Source organism: Capnocytophaga canimorsus (genome assembly GCF_002302565.1).
GTDB classification, from domain to species: Bacteria; Bacteroidota; Bacteroidia; order Flavobacteriales; family Flavobacteriaceae; genus Capnocytophaga; species Capnocytophaga canimorsus.
In genome coordinates, this window is record NZ_CP022382.1 from 260013 (window position 1) to 284006 (window position 23994).

General features: G+C 34.5%; 17 protein-coding genes. 7 read left to right on the forward strand and 10 right to left on the reverse strand.

The window, feature by feature from the left end:
* Positions 1-442 precede the first annotated feature (442 nt).
* Both bshA and CGC47_RS01145 read left to right on the forward strand, forming a co-directional pair.
* Complete coding sequence (bshA, locus tag CGC47_RS01140) at positions 443-1567, forward strand: N-acetyl-alpha-D-glucosaminyl L-malate synthase BshA (protein WP_095899875.1); 1125 nt, start codon at positions 443-445, stop codon at positions 1565-1567.
* On the forward strand, positions 1530-3401 hold the full coding sequence (locus CGC47_RS01145) for an alpha-1,3-galactosidase-related protein (RefSeq protein ID WP_095899876.1): 1872 nt from the start codon (positions 1530-1532) through the stop codon (positions 3399-3401). Before bshA ends, CGC47_RS01145 begins: the two co-directional genes overlap by 38 nt.
* Before the next feature lie 368 nt (positions 3402-3769).
* Here CGC47_RS01145 and CGC47_RS01155 read toward each other — a convergent pair whose 3' ends face one another.
* The 6 genes from CGC47_RS01155 to CGC47_RS01180 form a co-directional block, all read right to left on the reverse strand.
* On the reverse strand, positions 3770-4441 hold the full coding sequence (locus CGC47_RS01155) for a GDSL-type esterase/lipase family protein (protein WP_052456082.1): 672 nt from the start codon (positions 4439-4441) through the stop codon (positions 3770-3772).
* A 23-nt stretch (positions 4442-4464) separates the two neighbouring features.
* Positions 4465-5385: a tRNA (adenosine(37)-N6)-dimethylallyltransferase MiaA gene (gene miaA / locus CGC47_RS01160; protein WP_041986195.1), complete on the reverse strand. Its 921-nt coding sequence runs from the start codon at positions 5383-5385 to the stop codon at positions 4465-4467.
* Positions 5378-6262: an ion transporter gene (locus CGC47_RS01165; protein WP_041998644.1), complete on the reverse strand. Its 885-nt coding sequence runs from the start codon at positions 6260-6262 to the stop codon at positions 5378-5380. The genes miaA and CGC47_RS01165 overlap by 8 nt, the downstream gene beginning before the upstream one ends.
* Positions 6263-6300: 38 nt before the next feature.
* A complete protein-coding gene (locus tag CGC47_RS01170; protein ID WP_095899877.1) occupies positions 6301-6957 on the reverse strand; it encodes an alpha/beta hydrolase in 657 nt (218 codons plus the stop codon).
* Between the two features lie 11 nt (positions 6958-6968).
* Positions 6969-8213: a dihydroorotase gene (locus CGC47_RS01175; protein ID WP_041998641.1), complete on the reverse strand. Its 1245-nt coding sequence runs from the start codon at positions 8211-8213 to the stop codon at positions 6969-6971.
* 123 nt (positions 8214-8336) lie between these two features.
* Positions 8337-8891 (reverse strand): YqgE/AlgH family protein, encoded by a 555-nt coding sequence (locus CGC47_RS01180; protein ID WP_041913573.1) that lies wholly within the window; start codon positions 8889-8891, stop codon positions 8337-8339.
* Positions 8892-9373: 482 nt separating this feature from the next.
* Between CGC47_RS01180 and CGC47_RS01190 the strand changes: the two genes are divergently transcribed.
* Complete coding sequence (locus CGC47_RS01190; RefSeq protein WP_052456081.1) at positions 9374-9838, forward strand: formyltransferase family protein; 465 nt, start codon at positions 9374-9376, stop codon at positions 9836-9838.
* Between the two features lie 206 nt (positions 9839-10044).
* Here the strand turns inward: CGC47_RS01190 and mads2 are convergent, their stop codons facing one another.
* The 4 genes from mads2 to CGC47_RS01210 form a co-directional block, all read right to left on the reverse strand.
* Positions 10045-12057 (reverse strand): methylation-associated defense system DNA methyltransferase MAD2, encoded by a 2013-nt coding sequence (gene mads2 / locus CGC47_RS01195; protein WP_041998634.1) that lies wholly within the window; start codon positions 12055-12057, stop codon positions 10045-10047.
* Between the two features lie 2 nt (positions 12058-12059).
* A complete protein-coding gene (locus CGC47_RS01200) occupies positions 12060-12905 on the reverse strand; it encodes a nucleotidyl transferase AbiEii/AbiGii toxin family protein (protein ID WP_041998631.1) in 846 nt (281 codons plus the stop codon).
* A complete protein-coding gene (locus tag CGC47_RS01205; RefSeq protein ID WP_041998649.1) occupies positions 12895-13875 on the reverse strand; it encodes a type IV toxin-antitoxin system AbiEi family antitoxin in 981 nt (326 codons plus the stop codon). The genes CGC47_RS01200 and CGC47_RS01205 overlap by 11 nt, the downstream gene beginning before the upstream one ends.
* Positions 13876-14097: 222 nt before the next feature.
* Complete coding sequence (locus CGC47_RS01210) at positions 14098-14520, reverse strand: hypothetical protein (protein ID WP_147269740.1); 423 nt, start codon at positions 14518-14520, stop codon at positions 14098-14100.
* Positions 14521-15679: 1159 nt separating this feature from the next.
* On the opposite strand from CGC47_RS01210, the gene hsdR reads away from it, so the two are divergent.
* The 4 genes from hsdR (at position 15680) to CGC47_RS01235 (ending at position 23965) form a co-directional block, all read left to right on the forward strand.
* Positions 15680-18943 (forward strand): type I restriction-modification system endonuclease, encoded by a 3264-nt coding sequence (gene hsdR, locus CGC47_RS01220; protein ID WP_041998556.1) that lies wholly within the window; start codon positions 15680-15682, stop codon positions 18941-18943.
* Between the two features lie 72 nt (positions 18944-19015).
* The gene (locus CGC47_RS01225) at positions 19016-19924 is read left to right on the forward strand and encodes a HamA C-terminal domain-containing protein (protein ID WP_147269741.1); all 909 of its coding nucleotides are present in this window, start codon (positions 19016-19018) and stop codon (positions 19922-19924) included.
* Positions 19921-22443, forward strand: coding sequence for a DEAD/DEAH box helicase (locus tag CGC47_RS01230; RefSeq protein ID WP_095899880.1), 2523 nt, complete (start codon positions 19921-19923; stop codon positions 22441-22443). Before CGC47_RS01225 ends, CGC47_RS01230 begins: the two co-directional genes overlap by 4 nt.
* Before the next feature lie 103 nt (positions 22444-22546).
* Positions 22547-23965 carry a class I SAM-dependent DNA methyltransferase gene (locus tag CGC47_RS01235; RefSeq protein ID WP_095899881.1) on the forward strand — a complete coding sequence of 473 codons (1419 nt, stop codon included), beginning with the start codon at positions 22547-22549 and terminating at the stop codon, positions 23963-23965.
* Positions 23966-23994: the final 29 nt, after the last annotated feature.

Below are 23994 nucleotides of genomic sequence, written 5' to 3' on the forward strand. Positions count from 1 at the left end.
CATATTTTTATTTTATAGTTAAGTGTTGATTTTTGAGTGTTTTTGTTGTAATTTTATTGGTATTGGAGACAAAGTCCGCACTGCGGAGTATGTGCCGTTAATAAAATCAATGAATGGAGCGCAGAAAATATCAATTGTTTGAGCGTTAGCGAGTTTGGAGATTTTCAGCAAAGTCCGCGAAAGCGGAGTATGTACCGTTAATAAAATCAATGAATGGAACGCAGAAAATATCAATTGTTTGAGCGTTAGCGAGTTTGGAGATTTTCAGCAAAGTCCGCGAAAGCGGAGTATGTGAGATTTGACTTTTAGCGGAGTATCCACAGCCTTGAATTTTTGGTTTCACATACTAAGCTCTCGCTTACTATGTTTGAAGACAAAAGTATAAATATGAAAATAAATGATGAACTAAATTTTTTAACTAACAAGATATATTATCTCTTTTATGAATATAGCAATAGTTTGTTACCCAACCTTTGGCGGAAGTGGTGTGGTAGCCACCGAGTTAGGATTAGCTTTGGCACGTAAGGGACATCAGGTACATTTCATTACATATAGCCATCCTGTACGGTTGGACTATTTACAAAAAAATATCCACTTTCACGAGGTACACGTTGAAGAATATCCTTTGTTCCATTATCAACCTTATGAGTTGGCGCTATCCAGCAAAATGTATTCAGTGATAAAAAATTACGATATAGATGTATTGCACGTGCATTATGCTATTCCACACGCTTATGCAGGATATATGGCGAAACAAATGCTTGAAAAAGAATGGATTACCATTCCAATGATTACTACCCTTCACGGTACGGATATTACTCTGGTGGGAAATCACCCAAATTATAAACCATCGGTTACTTTTAGTATCAACCAATCGGAGGTAGTGACTTCGGTTTCTGAAAGTTTAAAACAAGATACACTTCGTCTTTTTGATATTGAAAAAGAAGTAGTTGTAATTCCTAATTTTATAAATATAGCTAAGGAAATTCGCACTAATCCTTGTCCGCGTGATTTAATGGCAGAAACAGGCGAACGCATAGTTACTCACATTAGTAATTTCCGTAAAGTAAAGCGAATCAGTGATGTAATTGAAGTGTTTTATCGCATACAGATGAAAATACCAGCCAAATTGATTTTGGTAGGCGAGGGACCTGAAAAGGAAGCTGCCGAACAACAATGTAAAGATTTGGGCATCAAACATAAAGTTCGTTTTTTAGGAAATAGTTTAGATGTTGATCGTATTTTATGTTTGAGCGATTTGTTTTTATTGCCTTCTGAATCAGAGAGTTTTGGTTTGGCTGCTTTAGAAGCAATGGCAGCTGGGGTTCCTGTAATAGCTACCAATGTGGGCGGATTGCCCGAAGTGATTGAGAATGGATTTTCGGGATTTTTAAGTCCGCTTGCTGATGTAAATACAATGGCAAACAGCGCAATACATATTTTGCAAGACGATACGACTTTGAAAAAATTTAAAGAACAAGCTCGTATCTCTGCATTACGTTTTGATGAAAATAAAATTATTCCATTATATGAAAACTTATATTATGAAGTTAAAAAACAAAATTAGAGGTTCTTTTTTAGTACTTATTCTATTGGTAATAGGTTGTCAAAAAAGCAAAGTAGAGAATCAAATTACAGTGGCTGATGTTACTCAAAAATCGGACACGGTTAAAAATTTTTCTCCTATTATTCAGAAAATGATTGGTCTAGCAAAAGCTAAAAATGACCAATCGGTAACTTTGCTTTTAAACAAACAAGACTATTATTTTCATCCAGAAGGAGCTTTTGTTGAAGAATTATACATTTCCAATCACGACCAAGATAACCCAAAAAAAGTGGCGTTTTTCTTAGAAAATATCGAAAATGTAACCATTGATGGGGGAGGGAGCACCCTTATATTTAGGGGGACTATGATTCCGTTTGTTTTGAAGAATTGTAAAAATGTAACCCTTAAAAATTTTGTGATAGACTCTGATGAGCCACATTTACGTCAGTTACGTATTGATCAAATTGATGTAGCTAAAAATACTTGTATAGCTGAAATTCAGCCAAACGGGAAGTATCGCATTGAAGATGGAAAATTGGTTATTTTCGGAGAAGATTATCAAAAAATTCCGAATGTAGCAATGGCTTTTAGTGAAGATAAACGATTGGCATATAATCGTCCAGATGTGGCGTTTAATCCTTTAAAGGTTACTGAACTGAAAAGTAATATTTTAAAAATTGAAGGTTGGGAGCAAATAAGCAAAACTACCCAAGGTGAGCGTTTTGCTTTACGAACCTATGCTCGACCCACACCAGGTATCGTAATTGACCATTGTAAAAATACGGTTGTAGAGCAAGTTAAAGTGCACTATGCTAACGGAATGGGGCTTTTGGCTCAACTAAGTGAAAATATACATCTTAACGGATTTTCAGTTTGTTTACGTGATGATAAAGACCCTCGTTATTTTACCACACAAGCCGATGCTACCCATTTTTCGGGCTGTAAAGGAATTATCCGAAGTGAAAATGGATTGTATGAGGGTATGGCAGACGATGCCATCAATGTACACGGCACTTATTTAAAAGTGTTTGAACGTGTTAATAATCAAACATTAAAAGCAAAGTATATGCATCATCAAGCTTGGGGATTTCTTTGGGGTAAAGTAGGGGATACCATACAATTTGTTTCCTCTGAAACTATGGAAATTATTGGTAAAACCAATACTATAAAAAGCATTAAAGCAATTGATAAACCTTCCGAGTTTGGAGCCAAAGAATTTGAAATAGAATTTGATGCTGATTTACACGAAGATATTAAAATTGAAAATTCGGTTGGTATAGAAAATTTAACTTGGACTCCTGAGGTTATTTTCAAAAACAACATTGTTCGTAATAACCGAGCGCGTGGAGCGTTATTCAGTACGCCTAAAAAAGTAATTTGTGAAGAAAATACCTTTGATCATACTCATGGTACGGCAATTTTACTTTGTGGCGATTGTAATGGTTGGTTTGAAACTGGAGCTTGCCGAGAGGTGATTATCCGTAAAAATAAATTTATAAATGCCCTTACGGCTAATTATCAGTTCACTAATGCTGTAATTTCCATTTATCCTGAAATTCCTCAATTGGCAAAACAAAAACAGTTTTTTCATTCTGGAATAACTATTGAAGATAATGTTTTTGAAACGTTCGATAAACCCATTTTATATGCAAAATCTACTGAAAATATTTTATTTAAGAACAATAAAATTATCTATAATAATGATTTTAAACCTTTTCATTGGAATCAATATCCGTTCTTTCTTGAAAGGGCTAAAGGGGTAACTCTACAGCAGAATGATTTTGGAAGACCATTAACCGTTGAGGATATAAAAGTCAATTTAATGCCTGAAACAGAAGTGAAAATACAGAATTAGAAAGATATTAAAAAACGACTGAAAAAATCAGTCGTTTTTTATTAAGGACATTCGAGTAAACGTAACAACGTTGCTAAAAACCGAAACGTTATGAAACATTTAGAAGTTTATTCTAAACCATCCTTGTATCAGTTAATCTTTAAGATTGATATTTTACATTATCATATGAATTACAGTAAATTACGATATAATGAAACTGCAAATCTTTGCCCTAAACCATCAAACTTATGGGCTACTTTTCCAATTCACGGGTTTTACTCTTAAAAGTACAGTTTAACAACGGCCCAATTTCTTCTTTTAACAAAAAGCCTTGGTCTTTTTCCTGCATTGTGATTTCGTATTCTCGGAATGGATTCTTGTGAATCCTGTCATTCGAGCAGAAAACCTCGAATCAAATCTGCCCAAAGCTGATATCCTTTCTCATTGATATGCAAGTTGTCGGATAAAAAACAATCTTTACGCATTTCTCCTTTCGTGTCAAAAAGTACAGAGGTAACATCCACAAACTGTACTGTTTTTTGTGTTTGTGCATATTGATACATTAGGGCATTGGCTCGGTCAAATTCTATTGTATAGTGGCTACGAGCGGGTGATTTTTTTATGGAAAGTAATAAAATCGGCGTGCCAGGTAAATGCAATTGTACTAAACGAACAAAAGTTTTTACATCATCAAAATATTCTTCTGCTGTTTGTCCAAAAACAATATCATTATCTCCCTCATAAAGAACAATTTGCTTAGGTTTATACGGAGTTACAATTCTATCGAAATAAAAGATAACATCTTTGAGCTCCGAGCCTCCAAAACCTCTGTTTATGATTTTCTTATTCGGAAAATAAGTGTCCAAATTCTTCCAATTGGTAAAAGAAGAACTTCCTACGAACAAAATAGCTCCAGACTGAGGAGGGGTGATTTTATCTTCCGCCTCAAATTGCTCAATAGTCGATTTCCATATTTTATGACGATGATATATAGAATCTTGTTGTGAAAATGCTTTAAAAAAGCAACATAAGCATAGAACAATGTATGTATTTCGAATCATATTGTATTTTATCTTAATTTAAGTTATCTATTTAATTTATTTTCCATTATTGCTACAACTTCTTCAGCAGAAGATTGATAATCAATCCAATGTATTTTATCATTTTTTTGAAACCAAGTGTATTGTCTTTTAGCAAAACGTCTTGTATTTTTTTTCATTTCCGCTATGGCAAAATCCAATGAAAATTTGCCTTCAAAAAAACCAAATAATTCTTTATATCCTACTGTTTGTAAAGCATTTAAGTTCTTATACGGAAGCAAACGTTGTACTTCGCATAGTAACCCCAGTTCCAGCATTTGTTCCACACGTTGGTTGATACGATGGTAAACAACCTCTCTATCGGCAGTAAGCCCTATGGTTATGGTATCGAAATTTCTTATCGTTTCATTTTTTTTTAGAAAAGAAGAATATGGCTGACCACTTGATAAACAAACCTCTATCGCGCGTATCATACGCTGTGGATTTTGTGTATCCATTTTTAGAAACTGAATTGGATCTCTCTCTTTTAATGTATTTTGCAGATATTCAATGCCTTGATTAGCGTAATTTTGTTTTACCATTTCCCGAACTTCCGAGGGCACCTCAGGGAAATCGTCTAAGCCATTAGTAACGGCATCGACATAAAGTCCGCTACCTCCTACCATTATAACTACATCGTACTTTTTGAAAAGTTTAGAGAGCAAAGCTATGACCTCACGCTCAAAATCTCCTACCGAATAAGGCTTAAAAATACTCTTGTGTTGAATAAAATGATGTCGAGCTGCTTGTAACTCTTCTTCAGAAGGTACTGCCGTACCGATATTCATTTCTTTAAAAAACTGACGAGAATCACACGAAATGATTTCAGTTTGAAAATAATTTGCTAAAGCAATAGCCATACGTGTCTTACCAATAGCGGTAGGTCCTACGATGCTTATGAGCTTTTTCTCCAAATTTTTACTCATCGTCTTCTACAAGTGTTTCAGTAAGCATTCCGCCACATTGATAACAATATTTCGCTGCAGATATGTGATGCTTTTCATTACAATGAATGCAAACTTTTCGAGTAGATGTAGAGTTTGAAATCTGACACGCTCCAGATTTTATTTTAGACTTCACTCGGGAATACTCTGCCGTTACAATTCCTGTAGGTACAGCAATAATTCCGTAACCCAAAATCATTACAAATGAAGCAATTACCTGTCCCATAGGAGTTGCTGGATAAATATCGCCATAACCTACCGTAGTTAAAGTTACAATACACCAATAGATACTTCGAGGGATACTGGTAAAACCACTTTCTTCATTTTCAATAACATACATAAAAGAGCCCAACAAAATACAAATTACCAAAACAAAATAGATAAATACAGTAATTTTAGTTCGACTCATCCTTAAAGCTAGTTTAAGTTCATTGGCTTGATTAGTAAAATTCACCAAATCTAAAATACGGAATACTCGCAATAAACGCAAAGCTCTAACCACCGTAAGTACCTTTGAACCAGGAATGAAGAAAGATAAATACATTGGTAATATGGCAATCAAATCGATAATTCCGTAAAAACTAAATATGTATTGAAAAGGTTTTTTATTGGAGATAATCCGAAGAATGTATTCTAAGGTAAAAAAAATGGTAATTACCCACTCTAAAAACACTAAAAAACCGTGATATCTGACATCTACATCTTTTACTGTTTCAAGCATTACCATAACCACACTGACGAAAATCAGTAGGAGTAAAACAATATCAAAAAGCCTTCCCAAAGGTGTATTGGTTCCGTAAATAATTACGTAGGCTTGTTGCCTTAAAATATCATATTTTGATTTTAAAACATTTTTCATTTTCTATATTCAAATATACTCAAAATAAATCACTTAAATCAAGATTTTGATTTGAGCCAATCTCGAAATGAATAAAAATTTTGAGGGGATACCCCGTGTCCTACTGGAAATTCTTCATAAACAAAATTTATGTGTAATCTTTGCAATTCGGGAGCAGTTGCCCGAGCCCACTCCACGGGAATGATTTGGTCACTAGCTCCGTGAGAAACATATATATTCAATCCGGTAAAATTCTGTTTTTCAAAGTCTTGTTTTAAAATATCTTTATTTAAGTAACCACTCAATCCTATTACATTTTTAATTTTCTGTGGATAAGAAAGTGCAACAGCTAAACTTAAGATACATCCTTGACTAAAACCTAATAAGGTTACATTTTTGGCGTCTAATTTATGTGTTTTACAAGCTTCTTCAATAAAATTAACTATCAAATCACGTGATTCGATTGCCTGTTTATTATCGCTCCATTTTCCTTTATCAGCATCAAAATCAATAGCATACCAAGCATATCCAAAATCGGATAGTTTATAAGGAGCCCGAAGAGATATTATCGTGTATTGCTCAGAAAGTTCATTAGCAAATGAAAACAAATCCTGTTCGTTACTTCCATAGCCGTGTAACATAAAAATTACGGGTGTATTTTTACTTTTTTTGGTTGACTCTTTAATGATGTACTCCAAAGGCAATTGTGTTTCCATTTTAATAAAAATTAAAAAGTGGTTTTATTATTAGCTATACAGCCTACGACTTTTCCTTTCATTTTTTGAGATAAAAATGCTGAGTTGTGTGAAGCTGATAAAATGTGTTCTTTCTCAAAGACGTACATAGGTTCTGTGGTAAATAACGTTATATCGGCAACTGAATTCACCGCTATAGGATGTTCGGTAATGCCAAAGCGTTTTCGGGCAGCAGTAAGTAACTCCACCGCTTTTTGTACCGAAACGTATTGTGAGAGAATTCCAAAAGCCGTTTCAAGACCAATAGTTCCGTAATGAGCGTAATCAAATTCTTTGAATTTCAACTCAATATCTAATGGATTATGGTCAGAAGTAACAAAATCAATAGTACCATCACGTAGTGCTTCACGCAGAACTTTTACATTTTCCAAATCACGTAAAGGAGGGAGTACTTTAAAATTGGTGTCAAACTGTTCAAGTACTTCATCTGTAAAATGAAAGTTATGAATGGCTACGCTACAACTCACATCAAGCCCTTTCTGTTTTGCCTTGCGAATCATCTCCACAGATTTTGCTGTTGAAATGGTAGGGATATGCAACTTTCCACCAGCATACTCCAAAATAGCCAAATCACGAGCGACACAAAGCTCTTCCGCTAAAGCAGGTATACCCTTAAGTCCTAATTTGGTAGCCGAGATATGTTCATTAACTACGCCTTTTCCTGCTACTTTAGGGTCGTTAGGAAACGAAATAACCAATCCATCAAAATTTTGTGTGTATTGCAGTGCTATTTTAAGTAAATTACTATTATTGATAGATTTTTTATAATCGCCAAAAGCCACTGCTCCAGCATTTTTCATATCGTATAGCTCTGCAAGATCTTCTCCTTCAGATTTTCTGGTCAATGCCCCAATAGGATGAGGGGTACAAACACTTTCTTTGCCTTTATCAGTAATATACTGAACACCAAGCTGATTGTCAATGACCGGATTTGTTAACGGATTTACACAAACGTGAGTAAAACCACTTCGAGCAGCTACTTGCAATCCGTTGGCTAAGGTTTCACGTTCTTCAAAGCCAGGCTCTGCAAAACAAACGCTACTATCCGTCCATCCTTGTGAGACATATCCTCCTTCAAAAACCACATCTGTTTTTTCAGCTATAGAATCCTTTGATATGTTTGTTATCAATCCGTTATCAATCAGAATATGTTGTATCGTATTGTGAAAAGGACTAGAAGAGTCAATAACTGTTACCGATTTTAGAAGTACTTTCATTTACAAAAATTTTGATGTATAAACACACAAAGGTAATAACATTTTTTTGTATTCAAAGAATATATAAACAGAAAAAATAGCTTAATTTTTAATTCGTTGAAAAACAAAAAATAACATTAACGATTAGTTTAATTGTGGATTTTCAGGCGTGTTTATCCATAGTAAGTATTCATCTCCTAAGGTTTTGATACGTTCTCTCCATAATGAGGCACTGCCACTGAGAAACAACTGTGAGGGAACAATATCATCAGAAATTACCCAAGCATTCATATCAAGCTCTGCTTCGAGTTGCCCTTCTGCCCAACCGGAATACCCTAAGAAAAATTTGATTTCATTAGTTTTCAAATTTCCTAAATTGATTTGCTCAATAATTTGTTTGAAATTACCTCCCCAATAGATTCCATTACCGATATGAAAGCTATGCTCAATAATATCAGGACGAGAATGGATAAAATACAGACTGTCTTGTTGTACTGGACCTCCGTGATAAATTCTGAAATTATCTGGAATTACATCAAAAAAGGCATCTAAGTAAAACTCCGAAGGCTTATTCAGCACAAAGCCAACTGTACCTTCAATACCGTGGTCTGTTAAAAAGACCACAGAACGACTAAAAATGACATCGCCAATCATTGATGGCTCTGCAATGAGTATATTCCCCTTTTGAACCCGATCCATTTTGAAAAAATTTATAAACACACCATAAAGGTACAGCGTTTTTATATTGTAACCAATTTTTTATGAAATATTTAGGTTTAAAATTTCGATATAGTTAGAGACCTTTGCAAGAACTACCACCTATGGGGGTTAAAATGTAATGTACAAAAAGATATAATATAAAAAATCCCGAAAAATATTAAAAATAAAGCAGTTACAACCAAAAAATCCCGCAAATGCAACCAAAACCAAATGTGCAATAATTACTATTAACTACTATTTAATTACCATTTAAAAAGCCCGAAATTACCATATAATTTACTGCAACTACCTTTATGAGGTACAAAGATACTAAAAACTACTACTAAATGCCTGCTCAATCTGTTCACTCTCATTTTTTCCTTCGGCTTTTGAAACTCTTCGTGAAGCAAAAATATTTTCTCTAAAAATGTTCGTTCAGGATTGACCGAAGGAACTAAAAACGAATCTTCAGTAAAATCCAAATGACTATACATCTCATCGCCCATTCGTTTGATTATATCGGCAAAAGAACGCGTTATATACCTCGTTTGGGTTGGCTCGGCTATCACCCAAGTTTGTTGCCTCGTCATCGTGGGCGTTCGGCGATTGAGTGGGCGATAAAGATGCACGACGCCATTACGGGCGGTACCGTATTTTGGCTCAATGCAGGGATTGATAGGGGCGATATAGCGTATCAGGATTGGTGTTTTATACCGCCTGAGTATTACCTCAACCCAAAGGAAAGAGCAACGGATTTATGGAGAGATGAATTATTGCCTATGGGTTTAAAACTCTTTGAAACAGCATTTAAAGATATTTTAAATGGAGTGATCAAGCGAACACCTCAGGACAAACGTTTCTCTACTTTTGAACCCGATACCAACGTCAAAGATATTTACAAACCCGACCTTTTGATGTTGGAGCAGTTTGCAGGGGAAAGCACGTAATATGTCGGCGACATTGATGCCGCTAACATCAAAAAACCACGGTTAAAACGCCGTGGTTTTGTGTTTTTGTAATACCTTTGTGCTTGATGATGAAATCCTCAAAAAATGTACATTTCATTTTGAATTTCGGTACATTTGGTTTTGCGGATTATAAATCTCATTGCAGAGAAAATATCTTTATTATTTATTTTCAGCGTTTTCATTTTTTATTTTAAGAATTCTAAATACGCTTCTGTAATTTTGGGCAAATCATCATCCAATAATTTCACCTTTTCTTTTCGAGATTTCACATAAGATTTCCCTTGTTCATTATAAGCCAAATATTTTTTCTCGCCTTCAAAAAGTATTTCCGCACCATCCTCATCCCTTACATAAATGGGAACGCCACGGCGGTCTTTGCCCAGTTTTTCGGCAATGGCCATAAATACATCGTAATCTTCGCCGCCATCGTGCACCAGGTTTCTTTGGGTTTCGGTTTTCTTTTCCAAAAACAGCAACGATGCCTGCACACCAACCTGCGGCAGAAATGCTTCAACTGCTAAATCTATAGATGCCAAAATTTTAAACTTGTCCAAAATCCATTCGCGCACCGGCAAAGTATTGGGATTTCCTAAAATTCCGTCGGGCAATACAATCGCCATTTTGCCGCCTTCTTTCAGAAAATCGTAACAAGCCTCTATAAACAAAACCTCCGGAGCATCCGAATATTGGGACAGTTGGTAGCGCTGGGCAATTTCCCTGTCCACCTTTACTTTTGCACCAAACGGTGGATTGGTAAACACCATATCGAACTTTCCGCAAGCATCGGGCGTGTAATTGCTGGTGATGTCCTTCATTTCTTTCAGGCTTTTCTCTATCGCCTTTTTTATTTTTTCAATTTCCTGCGGATGTTCCCAGTTCGGATAAGCCAGCGAATTTACATGGAAAATATTGGCGTGTCCGTCACCTGCCATTACCATATTCATACGTGCCGCCTTCTTCAAATCGGGGTCAAAATCGAATCCGAAAATGCTGCGTTCGGCATATTTGCGTACACGCTCGTTTACTTCATAAGAGTTGTATTTCTCGGTAATCAGCACTTCATCCAGTTCGGGATACATTCCTGCCGCAATTTTTCTACGCACATGGTCTAAAACCATCACCAAAAATCCTCCGGATCCGCAAGCCGGATCTAGAACTCGGGTATTTTCATCAGGGTTCAGCATTTCCACCATTGCACGAACAATATTTCTCGGCGTAAAAAACTGCCCTGCTTCCTGCTTCAAAGTGTTGCTTACAATAGTTTCATACGCCAGACCTTTTACATCTACCGTGGCATCAAGAAACGAATATTTTGCCAGTTCTCCTGCAATAAATGCCAAACCTTTGTCGGTAAGATCAATGGTTTCGTGTCCATCAAAAACCCCGGAAAAGACATCGTCTTCTTTCAGTTCGGCAAACAGCGATTTTATTCTATCAGCAACTGCTTTTCTACCTTCATTTGAGTTCTGTTCCTTTACGCCCACCCAAAATTTCTTGCGGTAAGAAATTCCTTTTTCATGGTCGGTAAATCTGCGTTTTTCATCATACAATTTACAGAAGATTAGATAGAGCAATTGCCAGAATGCATCTTTTTTGCGGCCTTCGTTGCCATAAATATAATCGTGAGAACGCTTGAACACTTTTATTAACGAATCGTTGGCAGGTTTACGGCTGTGTGAGCGTTCCGGTCTTTCCAAGTCATTAATGTTTTCACCAAAACCAGGAATATCGGAAAGATCACTGAAAATATAATCGAACCCGACTACATCATCTTCACGTTGCAGGTATTTGATATCGATTCCGTTAGTCCACAAACCGAATTCGCAATTATCTACTGCTGCCATTGCATTTTCCAAAGTCATTCGAACACCTTTCTTTTTGTCGTTTTCTTTGGTTTTATCGTCCTGCACTGCTGCAATGCGGATGATATTGCCCTGTTCGTGTTTTGTGTCTTTATCGAAAATCACCAGTTCTACCTTTTGCTTTTTCGATTTTCCACTGTCCGGATCTATGAACGTAATAATGAAATCCCGTTCCATATCCGAAAGGTCGAAACCATATTCCTCATTCAGCATTAGAATAGTGGACTGCAGGTTTTCCTCCTTGGCGCTTGTTTTTTTCGCTACACCGGTTAATACGCACAGAATCTGATTCTCTTCCAGAGCGATTTCTTCTGTATTTTCAGGTTTGTTGCTCATAATTAGCTTAGTTCTTCGTCGATGAGTGCAATGGCTTCTGCCACGTCATCAAACTTCAGGTTGTTATTTGTTTCTATAATTTGGTTGAAGAGTTTACTGGACTCTTCTATTTTCAAGTCTTCTTCTAAAAGTGATTTAACTTTAGCTTTTACCGGGGGGCTATTGCTGAGCATTTCATTCAACTTAATTCCGAGAATGATTGCACCCGCTCTCAGTTCGGTAAAATCTTCTAAGTCGTAAACTTTGTTATAAGGCTCAGTATAGGATATGTCTCGGTTGATGTGCAAATAATTATTTAAAATAAACCCTAAATCTTCCGCATCTTTTGAGGTTTTACGAAAACGGTCTTTCCAGGCAAATAATTTCAGCAGAAAAACACCTTCCAATGATACGATATCAAAATGTAGTTCATTGTCGAGATTGATGGAAATCAGGTTTTGCTCAGCTTCTTCAAAACCAATTACAGACATTGCAAATGATTCATCAGGTGGCCAGTAGATTTTATCGTCTTGGTCTTTAATGCTGCCATAAGGCACAATATCTACCTGAAATTTCTCCCGAAACAGAAACCGTTGCTGTTGATTTGGATCTTTTGTGAAATTCGACAGAGACAAAATATCTACAGAAATATTCTTAAAATCATCCCAATGACTGATGGCAATCGCCAAATCCAAATCCATCGTAACCCGGCTTGATTTTTCATTATGAAGATCGAGAATAATATCTCTTGCAACCGCACCAATAATATAGAATTTAATCCCACGTTTTTCAAAAACAGGAATCAAGTCCTCGAGCACCGGTTTCAGTAACGGATGCTCGATATTTTTACTTTCAATCTTATAATCCATTCTCCAAAATCATTTTTGCGGCTTCGATATTTCTGCTACTGTTGGTTCCCATTAAATCCGCATAAACAACTAAAGGCGGTGCAGTATTGGGATATTTCAGTTGAAGGTCTTCGGTCCAGAAAGTGTTGTAAACTTCTATGTTACCGTTGGCATCGGGAATCATTTTAAGTTCCTTTACCAATGTTGAAAGTTCGCCATCGTAATAAATGGTGTGATTGGAAGATTTAAGATAGTTGGTAATGCTACCAGCAGCAGATTCCCCACCCCAGAAAAAGCCAAGCCTTTCAATATCGGAAGAATTCAAATCAAAATTTTTGTTTGCCAATCTGTATTTCTTACGCAAAACACGGGGTTTAAGGATTTCATTATAGGCAATTACCCAACGCTCCAAGAGCGTATCGATATTTTTGAGGACTCTTTTTCTTTTGATTTTCAGAATAAAACCGCCGTCTTCAAGTTCCTGAAAAATATTGCTTACTGAACCTAAAGAAATTTTAGTTTTTTCTGCCAAAGCACGATAAGATAATTGCAGACTTTCTTGGTCGGAAATGAGTAGTAACAAAAGTTTCAGTCCCACCTCCTGAAATGCACGGCTTTGATTTTTCTTTTCAGTAGTTTCCTTTTTCTTACCTTCAACTATTATAAAAAGATTATTGCTTTTAATAAAAGCATTGCCGGCAGAATCCAGATAATTGCTGTGTTGCTGCTGCAATCTATCTGCAACGTCCTTAGCCAAATAATCAGCAATAAGAATCCAGCTTTTGCTTTTATCATATTGACTTATCTGGTCGAGGATAATTCCAATATTAGAATTTCTTGCACTGGGCTTTGCCTCCACGTAGAAAATTTCACCATTAATATCCAAGACTGCGTCATATTCCTTTCTTGAAGTTTCCACGCTGATTTTCAATCCAGTATATTCTTCTAGATTGGCAATTGCTTCGTAAATAAAGTCGGTATCTTTATACATTTTGTTCAATAAAATAATATGTTCAGTGACAATGAACATTCAAATATATTGAACATTTTTGAAATGGACAAGGAATTTTAGATTAATTTGATGGAAATTGAAGAATTTCAAATCTCGGCTAGTTTTTGCTGGCAATATAAAAATGAAAATTCTTAATGAATCGCAGTTTCAAGAAAACCAACGAACGAGTAATAATCGATGTTAAATTTCAGGAAACTTAAATTACCAAAACATAAATTTTCCACTTCGTTTTTCATAAAGATATTTGTCGTTTTCAATCTCCATCCCTTTACGATACTGAACATCAAACAAATCACCCATTTCCGGAGTTGTTTCTAACAATTTCAAATGTTTTATTTTTTTGGAATTGATTTCTTTCGAAATAAAAGCACAACAAACTTCCAGTTCATCACTGCATATAAGCTTTCCATGTAAATTTTCTCTCATTAGTAGAAAATCAACTAAAATAACAAGGTCTTTCTTTTGTGCGATTAAGGTTAATAGAAATATTTCAAGGTCATCAAATTTGATTGCCCACGGAAATACTGAATCATCATCTATATCCAGCAACAATGACAAGTCATATTGCACTTGTCCAAATGAGTTTTTATTTACAATGATACTAAATGAAGTATATTGTTTCAATAACATCTCCTTTATTATCTATTATTTCCAAGATTTCTTTATTTTCAAAGATAATTTCAACTCTCCTTGTTTATGTATAAACATAACCAATTGAATCGTCGAAATCCTTTTTTATTCTTATAAAATCTTTTTCTGGATTTCTAAATGGTTCTTTCATTTGAAAATCTTTTGACTCAATAATGAAAGCAAATTCTTTCCATAAAATAAGAATGTCCTGTTCACAATTATTAATAAAATAACTGGAGAAAATTATTTCCTCACCTTTAAAAAATTGTTTGAATAGGCGGATAATTTTAGTTTCTAATAAGCTTCCTTTCCTCTTTACGAATTTATCCGTTAACTTACATGTGTTTTCCAATCGATGAAAAGGCTAACTTTTCCGTCTTTTAATTTTCGTTGAAATAATGATATTTTCATAAGTAGTACATTTGTACTACTTTTTGGTTTGGAGTAGTACAAATGTATTAATAAAAGATTACACTAGAAAATAAATTCAACATAATTTTCTGTAAATCAAATAAAAGAAAACACAAGAAACAAAAGAAAAACAAATTTATTTTCCGATACAGAAAGTAAAAGCAAGCTGATTTTCAACAAACTAAACATTTAAAGATGTACAAAAGTAGTACAATTAAATGTATACCTCCAAAGTATTAATCTTTTGTTTTACTTTTTAAAGTAGCTACAATCATATATTTTTATACGAATAGCTGTTTATTGACAGGGGAGTTAAAAGTATTTTATTTATTAAGTTCCTTCAGAGTTAGAATGACCAATATGTTAATTTTTCCAAAATCTGTTTAGTTGCTTTTACTAAAAATTCATATATATTGTTAAGAACAGTGGCTAAAATCACTTTCATCTATTGATATATATAAGGGGGGGTAAGTAAAAATATACCTTTACCAAAAAAGAGTTATAAATATTCTTTATCAAAATAAAAATTAAATAACAAATTATAAAAATTACTAGTTTTTTTATCGTTACTATATCCATTAAAAACCAGCATAATATATAGCAGTAATTATTGAAAGGTTATCAGGGGTTAAAGCCATTTTTCTAATAGTTTAGTTAAAATAATTTGTACTTTTGTGGCTTTACTTCCGATAAATTTACATTATGGGAAGTTCTTCTGAATTAATCGCTCAAAAATAAAACTATGACCTCTAACTTTATATTTCTACAAGAAGACTATAATTTGTTATACAATATCGCCTATTTATCTGAAAAAAATCTCTATTCTGACCCCAACACTTGTATGTTTAAACTTCGGCAGTTTAGCGAAGTGATGATTAATGAAATTTATCAGATTGAGCATATTCAGTTACCGTATGAGGGAAATCAGGCTTCTAAAATCAATACACTTAAAAAAGAAGGCATTATAGAGCCTATCATCGCCGATCTTTTTCATCAACTTCGACTCAAAGGAAATGATGCTGTGCATTCAGTGTACGCCTCGCAAGAAGCCGCCGAAACTTTACTCAGAATCGCTTACCAATTGGCCCGCTGGTTTGCGTTGTCTTATGGTGAGGGCACCAAAGGGCATTCGGAATTTGTGTTGCCTGAAAAACATACTTTTTCCATAGAGGATTTAAAAGCGGAAAAAGAATCCCAAGAAAAACAGATTGAGACCCTTCAAAAGCAATTATTTGAACTCCAAAAACAGAAAGAATATTTAGAGGAAAGCCAATCCAAAGAATTTTTATCGGCACAAAAAGAACGCGTGAAACAATCGCAAAAATACGCGAGTCAGCTCAATCTTTCTGAAGAGGAAACGCGAAAAATCATTGACGCTCAACTGCAAGAAGCGGGTTGGCAAGCCGATTCTATCCTCCTAAAATATTCGCAAGGCACTCGCCCCGAAAAAGGAAAAAATATAGCCATTGCCGAATTTCCCACCGATAAAGGTAATGCCGATTACGCCCTATTTGCAGGTTTGAAATTGGTCGGAATTGTAGAAGCCAAACCCGAACACAAAGACATTTCCGCCATCATCGCCAATCAGTGCAAGGACTATGCAACACACATCAAATCAGAACATTCTGAATACATTATTTCCCAATGGGGAGCTTATCAAGTACCTTTTGTCTTTGCTACCAATGGCAGAAAATATTTAAAGCAGTTGGAGACCAAATCGGGTATTTGGTTTTTGGACACACGCCGAAATGATAACATTCCCAAGGCGTTACAAAGTTGGAAAAGTCCGCAAGGCTTATTGGAAGACTTGGAAAAAGACATCGAAAAAGCCAACCAAAAACTCGCCGAAACGCCTTACAATTTGTTAAGAGACAAGGACGGACTCAACTTGCGTGAATACCAAATAAAAGCCGTAGAAACCACTGAAAGAGAATTACTTAAAGGCAAATCGTCAATTTTACTTTCAATGGCAACAGGCACAGGAAAAACGCGTACCCTTTTGGCGATGATATATCGTTTTTTGAAAACCCAACGCTTCAAACGCATTTTGTTTTTGGTGGATAGAACCTCGCTCGGCGAACAAGCACACGATGTATTCAGAGAAGTGCGATTGGAAGATTTGCAAACTTTAGCTAACATTTACAATATCAAAGGTTTGGAAGAGAAAACCATCGAGCGAGAAACCAAAATTCACTTGAGTACGGTACAGGCGATGGTCAAACGGATTTTGTACAACGAAGGCGAATATACCCCGTCGGTTTCCGATTATGATTTGATTATCATCGACGAAGCCCACCGAGGCTATACCCTTGATAAAGAGATGGCTGACGATGAATTGGAGTTCCGAAATCAGGACGATTTTGTCAGCAAATACCGAAGCGTGATTGATTATTTCGATGCCGTGAAAATTGCTGTTACTGCCACTCCTGCCCTCCATACCACCGAAATTTTCGGAAAACCAGTCTTTGAATACTCGTACCGTGAGGCGGTATTAGACGGATTTTTAGTGGATTATAATCTTCCGCATCAAATCATTACGCAATTGCGAAAAGAAGGCATTCATTACCAAAAAGGAGATACCATTCAACTTTTTGACCCTGAAAAAAATGAAATTACCGATTTTTCAGAAATTGAAGACGAACTCGATTTTGACATCGAACAATTTAATAAAGAAATCATTGTAGAAGATTTTAACCGAGTGGTACTCACCGAAATCGCCCAAGACCTTGACCCTGAAGGACAAGGAAAAACGCTGATTTTTGCCGTAGATGACCAACACGCCGACCTCATCGTAAAAATTCTCAAAGAAATTTATGCCGAGCAAGGTATTGATAATGATGCAATTAAAAAAATCACAGCAAATGACTCGATGGGTGGAAAAAAACGCGTTTTGGAAGCCATCAAGCAATTCAAGAACGAAAAATATCCGAACATTGCCGTTACGGTGGATTTGCTCACCACAGGAATTGATGTGCCTGAAATCACCTCGTTGGTGTTTTTACGCCGTGTGAAATCAAGGATTTTGTTTGAACAAATGTTAGGGAGAGCCACGCGTCTTTGTCCGAAAATTAATAAAGAAAATTTTGAAATTTACGACCCTGTGGGCGTTTTTGAAAGCATTGTAGATTTTACAAAAATGACGCCCGTAGCTACCAATCCGTCTGCCTCTTTTGAGGATATTATCGATGGAATTAACCACAACGGCGAGACTTCTTCGGTGAAAAAATATGTAAATCAGCTCATTGGAAGATTGCAAAGACGAGTAAAAAATATTGTAAAACAAGACGAAGATTATTTCCTTAATTTACAGAAAACAACACCACAAGAGTTTATCCGAGAACTGAAAGAACAACCCATTGATGAGGTAAAAATCTTTATCCAAAACCATAAAAAAGCGATTGAATTTTTGTTTCATTCCAAATCAAAATCAAATCAATACAAAATCATCAGTGATAAAACCGACCAAGTTGCCGAACGCTACCAAGGCTACGGCGGAGCGGAACAACGCCCCGAGGATTACATCGAAGCATTCAGAACTTTTATCACGGAAAATCAAAACCGAATAGCCGCTCTCAACATCCTCTGCACCCGACCAAAGGAGCTGACACGCAACGAACTCAAAAGCCTCCGATTGGAAATGGAACAGGCGGGCTATTCCATCAGGGAAATCAACCATGCTTGGAACAAAGCCAAAAATGTGGACATCACCACTGATATCATCGGCATCGTTCGTACTTTGGCGTTGGGCAGTGCTTTGGTGGATTATTCCGTTCGCTTAGAAAATGCGTTTAAGAAACTCAAAAACCATCGTCAATTCACAAAAATTGAAGAAAAATGGCTCGACCGCATCGAAAAACACCTCGTCAAAGAACAATTCATCGACCACGAAAGTTTTAACACGGGAGCATTCAAAAACGAAGGTGGCTACGAAAAAATAAACAAAGCCTTTAAAAATCAATTAGATGAAATTGTAGATGAGTTGAAGGAGTATCTTTTTGTGGGGTGAGTTTTTTAAAGGTTAATTGTTAATGATTAATGGGTTCATAAATATTATATAGAAAAAAAGATTTATAAATTTGTGGGAAATATAAAGAATATGCTTAATCATCTTACTAATACTGATTTGCTACTAAAGCATATATATTGGTTCTATGAAGATTTAAATATAGAACCTAGAAAAGAACATTATGGTCTTTCGATAAATTATTCTGATATAAAAGAAAGAAGAGATGATTTCTTGGCAGAGTTACTTAATACTATTGTGAATTGGGTTTACCATAAAAGTAAACAAGAGAAATTATTCAATGATAGATTAAAAGATACGGATTTTGGTAATGCTATGAGTTTTATAGTTAATCAAGCGTATAGTAAGTTTAGACCAGGACATCCTCAAGGACAATTTGGAGAGTTATTACTGTTTAATCTTATTCAGAATTACTATAAAGCAATCCCAATTCTTAGAAAACAACGAATTACAACATCTCTTGGACACGAAAGATTTGGAGCAGACGCGATTCATTATAAAAATGAAGAAAATATAAATGTATTTATACTAGGGGAATCTAAATGCTATAAGAGTGATTATCAGTTTAATAAAGCTTTTAAAGAATCTATACAAAGTATTATAAAAACATTTAACGATTTAGACAAAGAATTAGATTTATATCTATACGATGATTTTATTGAACCTGAATTAGAGGAACTTGTAAAAAAATACAAACAAGGCAAACTAGAAAACATTCGATATGAACTTGTTTGTTTAATTATTTATAGCGAAAATAAAGAAGTGTTAGACAATAGAGGAGAGGAAATTATCAAAAGTAAAATTAAAAAAGTTATTCAAGATAGATGTAACTCAATAAGTGAAGATAGCTTTTCTAATATCGAAAAAGCTATATTAGCTAGAGTTAATTATATCATCTTTCCCATTTGGAATTTAGACACACTTTTAAATGATTTTCAAAATAAAGTAGGTTCAAAAAAATGATACAAGAAGAACATAAGATAATAATTGATAAACTTTTGAGTATTGAACATAGATCGATTGCTCAGAAACTAAATTTTATTAGTGGTTCCGATATTATCTCAGATGAATTATTATATAAAGCGGTTGGAGTAATCGATTATTATTCAAGAATACAAGAAGACTATGCAAAACAAATAGTTATTGTTCTATCTTCTATATTATATACTTATAAAAGGGAACATTGGGGAGGTTTAAACCAATTTTTAGTTATTGTCTTATCTCGTATTGGATTTGCTCCTTCTGCAATTATGGTTGATAAGGATTTTGATTTTGAACAAAATCGATTTAGTCCTATGGATAGTTTTATCAATCAGTTAAGTACAATAATAAATCAGTTGAAATATGAGATATTTGTAAAAGATAAAATATTTCTACTTACTGATTTTCAAAAAAATATTTGGGATAAATGCAATGAAGCTAAATTTATAGGGATTTCTGCTCCTACCTCTGCTGGAAAATCATTTATTATATTATTAAAATCAATAGAAAATATATTGAGGGAGGGAGGAAATATTGTCTACATTGTTCCTACACTAAGCCTAATTACACAAGTTGTTAATGATTATCATAAAATATTAAAAGAGTTTGGATTAGATAATTATAGTATTTTAACAAGTTGTAATGACAGTGAAACTATCAATATCATATATATATTGACTCCCGAAAGAATGATTTCGGCATATAGAGAAAATGAAAAGCCATTTGGAAATATAAGTACATTTATTGTGGACGAAATTCAAAACATAGAAAGAATTGAAAACGAAGATGATGAGAGAGCAAAGATACTTTTTGATAGCCTTATTGAATTGAGTTTTAGCTACAATCCTAAAAATATTATTTTTAGTGGACCAAGGGTTAATGGATTAAAAAAAATGGGATTTGAGATATTTGAAGAAAAAGATTCTGTGGAAGTAAAGACTGATTCTTCGCCTGTTGCAAATTTCACATATAGCATTTCTAAAAAAGGAAAGAAATATTTTTTTAATCAATACTCACAAATCAAGAAAAACTATCAGACAATTGAGATTAAAAACACAGAATATATTAAAATAGGAGGAAGTCAATATGATGATACTTATTTTAAATACTTAAACAACGTTGTACAATATTTAGGCAATGAAACAAAAAATATAATTTTTGCACCAACTTCAAATACTGCTAGAAAAATTGCTCTAAAGCTAAGTGAAAAAATAGTATTAAAAAATGATAGTGCTAAAATTCATAGTTTGATAAAATATATTTCCAACACTATTCATAAAAATTATGATCTTAACCAAGTACTTCGAAAAAGTATAATTTATCATCACGGAAAAATGCCTATTCATATAAGAAATGTTTTGGAATATGCCGTACGAGAAAAAATGATTAATAATATTGTTTGCACAACAACTCTTATGCAAGGAGTAAATATACCAGCTCAAAATGTAATTATGAGAAATGGAAATATTAGGCTTAAAAAAGAAAATGGAATTATGCCAAAATTGACAAACTACGAAATCTCTAATTTACGAGGAAGAGCAGGTAGATTATTAAAAGATTTTATAGGAAGGACATTTGTGTTAGATCAAAATGCTTTTGAAAACAAAGCTGAGACAATAACTTTATTTCAAGATGAAGAAAAATCATTGAAAACAGGTTATTCTAATATTTTTGAAAAATATAACAAGCAAATAAATTCTTCTTTATTTGAAAATATTAGTAGCGAAAAAGTTGATAAAAACATAGGTGATAACTTTAGTTTCTTAGTTACTTATATACGAGGAACTATATTACGATATAAAGAAAAAAGTTTTAAAAGATTAGATTCTGTAGGTGTAAAATTATCTAAAGAGCAAATTTCAAAAATTTATAATGAATTAATTAATAACTTATCTGTTCCATTAGAAGTTTGTTTTAGAAATAGGTATATAGATCCATTTGTTTTAAATGATATTTACAAAGAAATAGACTATTTTGAATTACCTATGTCAATTAATGATAGTCTATTAGCTGATAAGTTATTTAATACAGTAAATAAAATAAAAGAAAGATTTCCAAAATTATATGAAAAAGCTTTTAGTAAACAAAATTTATCAATTTATTTTTTCTATACAGTTAATAATTGGATTAAAGAGAAAAGTCTAAAAAAAATATTGAGTCACTCACATTTTGATACATCAGAAAAAATTGATAATGCAATAAATATTATACAAAAAGATATATGCTTTAACCTTTCTACTTTATTAAGACCTTTTTATTCTATAAAAGACTCTGATTCAAAATTCGTTAGTTATATAGAAATGGGAGCTTACAAGCCGATAACAATCCAACTTATTAATTTAAATATTCCTAGAGAAGTGGCAATAATTCTAAGGGATACGATTTTTAGAGATCAAATATATAATGATAATTTATCAGATAAAGTTATCATAAAAACAATCAATGATAATTTTGATAAAATTGATTTTTGGAATCAAGTTCAATTATCACATTTGACATAATTTTATACCCAAGGAATCAGAGAAAAATATACTAAAACTCAATTTCGTAGATGAATACAACTAACAATTTACAATTAACCATTAATAATTAACAATTACCCCCGTGAATAACCAAGAAATCGTATCAAAGCTGTGGGCTTTATGTAATGTATTAAGAGATGATGGCATCACCTATCATCAGTATGTAACGGAACTGACTTATATTCTGTTCCTAAAAATGGCAAAGGAAACCGATACCGAAAAGGAAATTCCTGAGCAGTATCGTTGGGACAAACTCGTAAAACAAGACGGCATCCTCCTGAAAAAGTTTTACAAGGAACTCTTGGAGCATTTGGGCGAAGAATGTACGGGACGCATACGCGAAATTTATGGCGGTGCAAAATCAAATATTGAAGAACCTAAAAACCTTGAAAAAATTATCAAAACCATTGACGAACTCGATTGGTATTCTGCCAAGGAAGAGGGCTTGGGCAACTTGTACGAAGGACTTTTAGAGAAAAACGCCAACGAAAAGAAATCGGGAGCGGGGCAATATTTCACCCCGCGTGTGCTGATTGATGTCATTACCGAGCTAATTAACCCAAAAGCGGGCGAACGCTGCAACGACCCTGCCTGCGGAACTTTCGGATTTATGATTGCCGCCGACCGACATATTAAAAATCAGACTGATAACCTTTTCGATTTGTCCGAAGAAGAGCAAAATTTTCAAATCAATGAAGCCTTTACAGGGGGCGAACTCGTATACGAAACGCACCGCTTGGCACTGATGAATGCGATGCTCCACGACATCAAGGGCGATATAAAATTGGGGGATACGCTTTCTTCCGAAGGTAAAAAAATGACAGGTTTTGATGTGGTACTGACCAATCCGCCCTTTGGTACAAAGAAAGGTGGCGAAAGAGCTACTCGCGACGATTTAACCTTTCCGACTTCTAATAAACAGCTCAACTTCTTGCAACATATCTACCGAAGTTTGAATGTGAATGGTCGTGCAGGTGTCGTATTGCCCGATAATGTTTTGTTTGTAGACAACGACGGCGAAAAAATCCGTAAAGACCTGATGGATAAGTGCAATTTGCACACTATTTTGCGTCTGCCTACAGGGATTTTCTATGCCCAAGGCGTGAAAACCAATGTACTGTTTTTTACCAAAGGTAAAACCGAAAAAAACAATACCAAAGAAGTTTGGATTTATGACCTGCGAAGCAATATGCCGAATTTTGGGAAAACCAATCCTTTGAAATACGAACATTTTCAGGAGTTTATCGAATGCTATTGCGAAGACGATTTCAGCCAACGAAAAGAAACCTATTCTGCTGAAAATCCGAAAGGTAGATGGCGAAAATACACCATAGAAGAAATTATGGCACGCGATAAAACTAGTTTGGATATCGCGTGGCTCAAACAAGGCGAAGAAACCGAAGACATTCCCCTTGATGAACTACTTGAAAACATCGAAGAAAAAGCTACCAATATTATGTCGGCAGTAGAAAAATTGAAGCTGATTATAAATTGTAAATAAACAAGAGGAAAACATTCTTCTTTTATTTG

Bases quoted from the DNA above. Each gene is read 5' to 3' on its own strand.
- bshA (WP_095899875.1), top strand. From the start codon at position 443: ATGAATATAGCAATAGTTTGTTACCCAACCTTTGGCGGAAGTGGTGTG.
- CGC47_RS01145 (WP_095899876.1), top strand. From the start codon at position 1,530: ATGAAAACTTATATTATGAAGTTAAAAAACAAAATTAGAGGTTCTTTT.
- CGC47_RS01155 (WP_052456082.1), bottom strand. From the start codon at position 4,441: ATGATTCGAAATACATACATTGTTCTATGCTTATGTTGCTTTTTTAAA.
- miaA (WP_041986195.1), bottom strand. From the start codon at position 5,385: ATGAGTAAAAATTTGGAGAAAAAGCTCATAAGCATCGTAGGACCTACC.
- CGC47_RS01165 (WP_041998644.1), bottom strand. From the start codon at position 6,262: ATGAAAAATGTTTTAAAATCAAAATATGATATTTTAAGGCAACAAGCC.
- CGC47_RS01170 (WP_095899877.1), bottom strand. From the start codon at position 6,957: ATGGAAACACAATTGCCTTTGGAGTACATCATTAAAGAGTCAACCAAA.
- CGC47_RS01175 (WP_041998641.1), bottom strand. From the start codon at position 8,213: ATGAAAGTACTTCTAAAATCGGTAACAGTTATTGACTCTTCTAGTCCT.
- CGC47_RS01180 (WP_041913573.1), bottom strand. From the start codon at position 8,891: ATGGATCGGGTTCAAAAGGGGAATATACTCATTGCAGAGCCATCAATG.
- CGC47_RS01190 (WP_052456081.1), top strand. From the start codon at position 9,374: ATGACTATACATCTCATCGCCCATTCGTTTGATTATATCGGCAAAAGA.
- mads2 (WP_041998634.1), bottom strand. From the start codon at position 12,057: ATGAGCAACAAACCTGAAAATACAGAAGAAATCGCTCTGGAAGAGAAT.
- CGC47_RS01200 (WP_041998631.1), bottom strand. From the start codon at position 12,905: ATGGATTATAAGATTGAAAGTAAAAATATCGAGCATCCGTTACTGAAA.
- CGC47_RS01205 (WP_041998649.1), bottom strand. From the start codon at position 13,875: ATGTATAAAGATACCGACTTTATTTACGAAGCAATTGCCAATCTAGAA.
- hsdR (WP_041998556.1), top strand. From the start codon at position 15,680: ATGACCTCTAACTTTATATTTCTACAAGAAGACTATAATTTGTTATAC.
- CGC47_RS01230 (WP_095899880.1), top strand. From the start codon at position 19,921: ATGATACAAGAAGAACATAAGATAATAATTGATAAACTTTTGAGTATT.